The 6473-nt window shown below is 72.9% G+C and carries 8 protein-coding genes; 2 read left to right on the top strand and 6 right to left on the bottom strand.

What is annotated here, in order from left to right:
• Positions 1-176 precede the first annotated feature (176 nt).
• The gene (locus ACYQ8L_RS17775) at positions 177-665 is read left to right on the top strand and encodes a universal stress protein (RefSeq protein WP_459943162.1); all 489 of its coding nucleotides are present in this window, start codon (positions 177-179) and stop codon (positions 663-665) included.
• A 46-nt stretch (positions 666-711) separates the two neighbouring features.
• Here the strand turns inward: ACYQ8L_RS17775 and ACYQ8L_RS17770 are convergent, their stop codons facing one another.
• The gene (locus ACYQ8L_RS17770; RefSeq protein WP_459943161.1) at positions 712-1470 is read right to left on the bottom strand and encodes a metallophosphoesterase; all 759 of its coding nucleotides are present in this window, start codon (positions 1468-1470) and stop codon (positions 712-714) included.
• On the opposite strand from ACYQ8L_RS17770, the gene ACYQ8L_RS17765 reads away from it, so the two are divergent.
• On the top strand, positions 1454-2203 hold the full coding sequence (locus tag ACYQ8L_RS17765) for a class I SAM-dependent methyltransferase (protein WP_459943160.1): 750 nt from the start codon (positions 1454-1456) through the stop codon (positions 2201-2203). The genes ACYQ8L_RS17770 and ACYQ8L_RS17765 overlap by 17 nt on opposite strands.
• Positions 2204-2250: 47 nt before the next feature.
• On the opposite strand, the gene ACYQ8L_RS17760 is transcribed toward ACYQ8L_RS17765, so the two are convergent.
• The 5 genes from ACYQ8L_RS17760 to ACYQ8L_RS17740 form a co-directional block, all read right to left on the bottom strand.
• Positions 2251-3747, bottom strand: coding sequence for a PAS domain-containing sensor histidine kinase (locus tag ACYQ8L_RS17760; RefSeq protein ID WP_459943159.1), 1497 nt, complete (start codon positions 3745-3747; stop codon positions 2251-2253).
• A complete protein-coding gene (locus ACYQ8L_RS17755) occupies positions 3744-4271 on the bottom strand; it encodes a PAS domain-containing protein (RefSeq protein WP_459943158.1) in 528 nt (175 codons plus the stop codon). The genes ACYQ8L_RS17760 and ACYQ8L_RS17755 overlap by 4 nt, the downstream gene beginning before the upstream one ends.
• Positions 4268-4894, bottom strand: a complete 627-nt coding sequence (locus ACYQ8L_RS17750; RefSeq protein WP_459943157.1) for a chemotaxis protein CheC — start codon at positions 4892-4894, stop codon at positions 4268-4270. The genes ACYQ8L_RS17755 and ACYQ8L_RS17750 overlap by 4 nt, the downstream gene beginning before the upstream one ends.
• Positions 4887-5288, bottom strand: a complete 402-nt coding sequence (locus ACYQ8L_RS17745) for a response regulator transcription factor (RefSeq protein ID WP_459943156.1) — start codon at positions 5286-5288, stop codon at positions 4887-4889. Before ACYQ8L_RS17745 ends, ACYQ8L_RS17750 begins: the two co-directional genes overlap by 8 nt.
• A gap of 374 nt (positions 5289-5662) precedes the next feature.
• Positions 5663-5995, bottom strand: coding sequence for an endonuclease domain-containing protein (locus ACYQ8L_RS17740; protein ID WP_459943155.1), 333 nt, complete (start codon positions 5993-5995; stop codon positions 5663-5665).
• Between the last annotated feature and the right edge of the window lie 478 nt (positions 5996-6473).

Here is a 6473-nt window from a genome sequence, read left to right as displayed (position 1 = left end):
CATGTGATCACTCAACAAAAAATGCTGTTAATATTTTTAGTTTGTGAGGTTTGTTTTTGTGGTGTTTTTTTTTGAGAAAAAAAGCCGCGGGGCGGGCCCCCCACTTGGCACCCGGGCGTTCTGCGAAGCCATAACCCTGGGGGGGGGGCCCCGCCGCGCCCCCGGGGAGGTGAGGCATGATCCCGGTCTACAAGACCATCCTCTACGCCACCGATCTCTCGCCCAACGCGGCCCAGGCGTTTCGCCACGCCGTGAGCCTGGCCCGCCACTACGACGGCAAGATCCACATCCTCCACGTGCTGCCCGACGTGGACTCCTCGGTGGTGAACTACGTCTCGACCATCATGGGGGAGGGCCGGCTCGGGGAGCTCGAGCTGGAGCACAAGCGCGAGGTGGTCGAGGAGATCGAGCGGCGGCTCGCCCGGTTCGCGGAGGAGGAACTGCCCGACCACCCCGAGGACCGGGGCCGGGTGGCCGAGATCCGGGTGGTCCACGGCGACCCGGCGGCCCAGATCCTGGAAACGGCGGAGGACCTGGACGCCGACCTCATCGTCATGGGGAGCCACGGCAAGGGCCGGCTCCGCCACGTGTTCCTGGGCACCGTGGCCGAGCGGGTCCTGCGGAAGTCCCGCCGGCCGGTGTTCGTGTCACGGCTGGTCGGCTGACACGCGCGGACGTGCGGACGCGTGGACGTCCTGCCGTCCCAACGTCCTAACGTCCCAACGTCCAAATCTCCACCGGCGCGAACCGCGCGAAGTCGGCGCTCACCAGGTAGTAGCGCACGCCGTTCTTCTCGCCGTAGGGGTTTTCGTACCGCTCCCAGCCCGGGCCGTGGAGGTGGCCGAAGGCGCACACCTCCACGCCGTGGCGCTCCAGGAGCCGGGTGACCGGGGTGTCCTCGAGCCGGGGCGAGGTGGGCGGGAAGTGGAGGAGCGCCACCCGAAGGGCCGTGCCGGGCCCCAGCGCCCGGAGGCTCCGCTCGAGCCGGCCGAGCTCGCGCTCGTAGATCCGGCGGTCCTCGGCCTCGCCCCGGATGCCGTGCATGGCCGCGGGCTCCCCGGGCAGGTGGTCGAAGAGCGGCGCGAAGTCGAGCGTCGGGTCCACCCACCCCCGGGCCCCGGCGAACCCCACCCCGTCAATCTCCACCGCGTCCCCCTGGATCGCAACCGCCCCCTCGGGTAGCATCCGCCGCACCCGGGAGGTGGAGGTCCACCAGTAGTCGTGGTTCCCCTTCACCAGCACCTTGCGGCCCGGGAGCCCGGCGAGCCAGGCGAGGTCGGGCTCGGCCTCGGCGGGCTTCAGGGCCCACGAGAGGTCCCCGGGCAGGCACACCACGTCCTCCGGGGCCACCCGCTCCCGCCAGGCCCGGGCGATCCGCGCCGCGTGGTCGCGCCAGTGGTCGCCAAAGAGGTCCATGGGCTTGGGTTTGCCGAACGAAAGGTGTAGGTCCGAGATGGCCCAGATCCGCATGCCGCCTCCTCCCCGAGATGCCGAGGGGCCCCTTTATACGCAATTCGGCCCGGCGGCGCGACTCCTGCCCGCGGGGTACGACGTGGCCCTTCGCACGGTGCCGGCGGGGGGCCGGGCCGTGCGGCTCTTCCAGCCGGCCGACCCCAACGCGCTGGCCGACCGGGTGGACCCGAAGGCGTTCGAGGAGGACGAGCGGTTCCCCTACTGGGCGGAACTCTGGGCCTCGGGGGTGGCCCTGGCGGGGTTCCTGCTCCGGGAGGGCGCCGTGCGGCCCGGGGAGGAGGCGGTGGAGCTGGGCTGCGGTCTGGGGCTCGTGGGCGTTGCGGCGGCGCTGGCCGGGGCCCGGGTCACCTTCACCGACTACGAGCCCGACGCCCTCGGGTTCGCCCGGGCGAACCACGCCCTGAACCTGGGGGCCCCCGGCCGCACCCGGCTCCTGGACTGGCGCGCCCCCCCGGCCGACCTGCGGGCGCCCCTGGTGCTCGCGGCCGACGTCCTGTACGAGCGGCGGTTCCTGGAGCCCTTCCTCGCCACGCTGAAGAGCGTGCTCGCCCCGGGGGGCCGGGCCTACGTGGCGGAGCCGGGCCGCCGGATCGCCGAGGGCACGGTGGAGCGGCTCGAGGCCGAGGGATTCCGGCGGGATCTGTACCTGGAGGAGGTGGACTGGCGGGGCGCCACCCACGGGGTGTGGGTGCATGAGATCGGCTGGGCGGCTGGGCGGCTAGGAGGCTAGGAGGCTGGGAGGCTGGTCGGCCCGTCCCTTCCGTCCCTTTCGTCCCCTCACCCCTTCCCCCCGCCGCTCAGGCTGGCCAGCATGCGGTCGTGGGTGCCCACGGGGGGGATGTGGTCGGCGACCCGGGTGCCCGCCACGGGGAGCCGCAGGGTGACCCGGGCCCCGCCCTCGGGCCGGTTGCCGGCCTCGATGGTGCCGCCGTGGTCGGCCGCGATGCCCTGGCACTCCGAGAGCCCCAGGCCGGCGCCCTGGCCCACCTCGCGGGTGGTGAAAAACGGGTCGAACACGTGGGGCAGGGCCTCCTCGGCGAACCCGGGGCCCGTGTCCTCCACCGTGACCACCACCTCCCCGGCCTCCGGGTCGTGGCGGGCCGCGATCTGAACCTCCCCGGCCCCGTCCACGGCCTTGAGGGCGTTGTCCAGGAGAGCGGCGAAAAGGGTTTCCAGCCGGGCGGGCTGGCCCATGACCTCCGGCAGGTCGTCGGGCGCGTCCTCCCGGAACCGCACCCCCGCGGGAAACGCGAGCCCCCCCTTCGCCCGGCGCCAGACCTCGGCCAGGCGCACCGGCTCCCGGGGGCCGGTGCGGATCCGGGCGAACTCCTGGAGGCGGTGGAGGATGTTCGCGGCCCGGTGGGCCTGGGCCTCGATGAGGTCGAGTTTGCGGCGGAGCCCGGGGTCGTCGCAGGCCAAAAGCGCCACCTCGGCCGCCCCGGCGATGGCGGCCAGGGGGTTATTGAGCTCGTGGGCCGCGCCGGCCACGAGCCGCACGAGCGAGAAGGTCTTCTCGGCCCGGGCCGCCTGCTCCCAGGCCCGGCGCACGGGGGCCAGGTTCACGGCCGTGCACACCAGGTTCCCGTCGCCCACGGAATGGGCCGAGAACCGGTAGGCCGGCCCCAGGCACGGGGCCATGCCGTCGCCGCCCTCGGGGGTCGCCGCCAGGCAGTGGCCGCAGTCGTCGCCCCCGCCCAACACCTCGGGGCAGGGTCGGCCGATGATCTCGGGGAACGTCTTTCCGGCCCGCCGGGCCACGGCCCGGTTGGCCCGGAGCACGGTGCCGGCCCGGTCCACCACCCACACGAGCTCGTCCAGGGCGTCGAAGGCGGCCTCCCACAGCCGTTTGCCCTCGGCCACCTGGTGGAACAGCCGCTCCAGGTCCCGGTAGGCCCGCACGTGCTCGGCCACCGACCGCACGGTGAGCAGGAGCCGCCGGCGCTCCCCCTCCACGTCCAGGGGCCCCACCAGGATGTCGTGGACGAGGTAGGCCCCGTCGGGCTCCCGGAGCGGCAGGAGCTTCGGGTGCAGGAGGGCCGAGAGGAACCGGTACCCGCCGTTTTCGGCCACCTCCTCGAGGTCGGGCTCGTGACGCTCCGCGAACTCCCGCGCCACGTCGGCCAGGGGCCGGCCCAGGAGCTCGGCCGCCCGCAGGCCCGAGGCCTTCTCCATCCAGGCGTTCCAGGCCTCCACGCAAAACCCTTCCCCCAGGAGCACCAGGCCCACCCCGGCCCCGTCCACGATGCGGCGGGCGAGGTCGATCGAAGGGCTCACCGGCGGGCCTCCAGGAGCTCGAGGATCTTGTCCAGCGAAGGGGCCTTGAGCGACATCTCCTCGCGCACCGCGGCCATCTCGTCCCGCAGGGCCCGCAGTTGCCGGGCGGCCTCGGTGAGGGCGAACTCCCGCACCACCAGGGCGGTCACGTCGTACACCAGGAGCGCCGCGCCCTCCACCCGGCCCTCCGCCATCAGGGGCACACAGGTGACCTCCTGGTATTTGGGAACCCGGGACTCGGGCTCGGCGCACCCGGTCGGAAACAGGGCACTGTGGAAGGCATGGCTGAACACGGCCCGCACCCCCAGAGCCACCACGTCCCGGAGTCGGTCCAGGACGCCCGTCTCGGCCAGGCGGGGAAACGCCTCTCCCAACGGCCGGCCCACCACATCCCGGCCTGCCACCCCGCTGGATTGGACCATCCACGGATTCCAGTAGATCACGGTGAGGTCTGCGTCCAAAACCACAATTCCGGCGTCTAGGTTCTCCACGATCTGGTGCCAGAGTTCGGCCCGGTTGATCATGGACCCAATCCTTTCCCCAGCCCGCCGGCCAGGAGCCTGTCGGCCGCCTCGGCCAGGGCCTGGGCCGAGGCCACGCCCATCACGATCGCCAAGTACCCCTCCACCTCCCGGCTTTTCACCCGGAACCGGCTCTCCACGAGCACGCAGACCTTGTCGTCGGCCCCGGCGCCCCGGAGCATGGGCCGCAGGCTCTGGACCGCCACGTGGGGCACCAGGAAGACAAATCGGGTCTCCAGCACGTTCGAGAGGGTCCCAAGGCAGGCGTTGATCACGATGTTGCCCACCTCCATCATGGCGGCCTGCTCGAGCTCGGTGAACCGCTCGGCCACGAGCGGCCGGCCCAGGAGGAGCCCCAGGAGGTTCCGGGCGCTCGGAAGCGGCAGGAAGAGCACGGCGTCGCCGGCCACCTCGCCCTCGAAGGCCTGAAACACGCTGCACACCTCCTGGTCGGTCACCCCGGCCAGGTGCCGGTCGAGCTCGGCGAGGGCCAGCACCCGCACCCGGGGGGCCTCGAGGAGCACCCGGTCGCCGGTGAGCCGGGAGAGGCTCGCCGCGGCCCGCCCCATGCCCAGGTTCACCACCTCGGTGAGGACGTCGAGCTGTCGGGCGCCGAACTCAACCACGGGTCTCCCCTTTCCCCGCCCCCTGGGCGAACCGCTTCAGGAGATCGGCCAGTTCCTGGGCCGCGGCCCCTGCCAAGGGCTTCGTGACGAACCCCTCCGCCCCGGCCGCCATCAGGGCCTCCCGGGTGGCCTCCTGCACGTCGGCCGTGAGCACCACCACCGTGCCGTCGAACCCGGCGGCCCGGGCCTTGGCGAGCACCTCCTCGCCCCGCATGCCCGGGAGCACCAGATCGAGCACCACGAACCCCGGCCGCTCGGTCACCATGACCTCCAGGGCGTCCTCGCCGTCGCCCGCCTCAAGAATCTCGAGCCCCTCCACCCCCGTGCCCTCGAGCACCTGGCGCACCAGGGCCCGGGCCCAGGCCGAGTCGTCCACGATAAGCACTTTGGGCATCGGCGTTCTCCTTTCGTTGAAAAGCTGGAAGGCTGGGAGGCTGGAAAGCCGGGAGGCCCCTCCAACGCCACCCCCCACGCCCGCGCCATGGATCCCGCTGCCGCTCCGTTCCCCCTCCCCCCTACCCCCCTCCCGCCAGGGGAGGGGGAAACCTGCAACGCCGACCGGGCCGCCTTCTGTCTCCCTCTCCCCCCACCGGGGGGAGAGGGCCGGGGTGAGCAAGGGGGGCCCATCCGCCCCGCCCTTTCCTTCCCCCTCCCCCCTGCCCCCTCCCGCCAGGGGAGGGGGGGGTACCTGCAACACCGTCCCGGGCCGCCCTCTGTCTCCCTCTCCCCCCACCGGGGGGAGAGGGCCGGGGTGAGCAAGGGGGGCCCCTACGACGACGAACCCACCTCCTCCAACACCGTCCGGATCTTCTCCAGCACGGCCTCGGTGTTCTGGAGGACGTCGTGGTTCCAGAACCGGAGAACCCGGTAGCCGTTGTGTTCCAACCACTCGGCCCGTCGCCGGTCCTGTTCGACCTGGACCGCGTGCTGCCCGCCGTCGACCTCTATGATCAACCGCGCTTCGTGGCAGACGAAATCGACCACAAACGGCCCCATCGGCGCCTGCCGGCGGAACTTCTTGCCCAGCATCTGCCGGTTGCGCAGGAACCGCCACAGCCGATGCTCAGCATCCGTCTGGTTCTGGCGCAAGCGCCTAGCCACGCCCGTCAACCGTGAACGCCCCATGCGCCCACCCCCACCCCCACCCTCCCCCTCCCCCCTGCCCCCCTCCCGCCAGGGGAGGGGGGCCTGCGGCGCCGACCCGGGTCGCCCCCTGTCTCCCTCTCCCCCCCGGGGCGAGAGGGCCGGGGTGAGGGGGGCCCATCCGCCCCGCCCTTTCCTTCCCCCTCCCCCCTGCCCCCCTCCCGCCAGGGGAGGGGGGGGCCCGCAACGCCGTCCCGGGCTGCCCTCTGTCTCCCTCTCCCCCCCACCGGGGGGAGAGGGCCGGGGTGAGGGGGCCCATCCGTCCCGCCCTTTCCCTCCCCCCTCCCCCCTACCCCCCTCCCACCAGGGGAGGGGGGCCTGCTGCGCCGTCCTGGGCCGCGTTCTGGCGCCCTGGAGGGGGGCCTGCAACGCCGTACCGGGCCGCCTTCTGTCCCCCTCTCCCCCCACCGGGGGGAGAGGGCCGGGGTGAGGGGGG

The sequence above is a fragment of the Deferrisoma palaeochoriense genome (assembly GCF_054656955.1).
The sequence above is the reverse complement of the archived record's forward strand: the minus strand, read 5'-3'. Positions and strand labels throughout refer to the sequence as shown.

Bases quoted from the DNA above. Each gene is read 5' to 3' on its own strand.
- ACYQ8L_RS17765 (WP_459943160.1), top strand. From the start codon at position 1,454: ATGGCCCAGATCCGCATGCCGCCTCCTCCCCGAGATGCCGAGGGGCCC.
- ACYQ8L_RS17775 (WP_459943162.1), top strand. From the start codon at position 177: ATGATCCCGGTCTACAAGACCATCCTCTACGCCACCGATCTCTCGCCC.
- ACYQ8L_RS17755 (WP_459943158.1), bottom strand. From the start codon at position 4,271: ATGATCAACCGGGCCGAACTCTGGCACCAGATCGTGGAGAACCTAGAC.
- ACYQ8L_RS17745 (WP_459943156.1), bottom strand. From the start codon at position 5,288: ATGCCCAAAGTGCTTATCGTGGACGACTCGGCCTGGGCCCGGGCCCTG.
- ACYQ8L_RS17770 (WP_459943161.1), bottom strand. From the start codon at position 1,470: ATGCGGATCTGGGCCATCTCGGACCTACACCTTTCGTTCGGCAAACCC.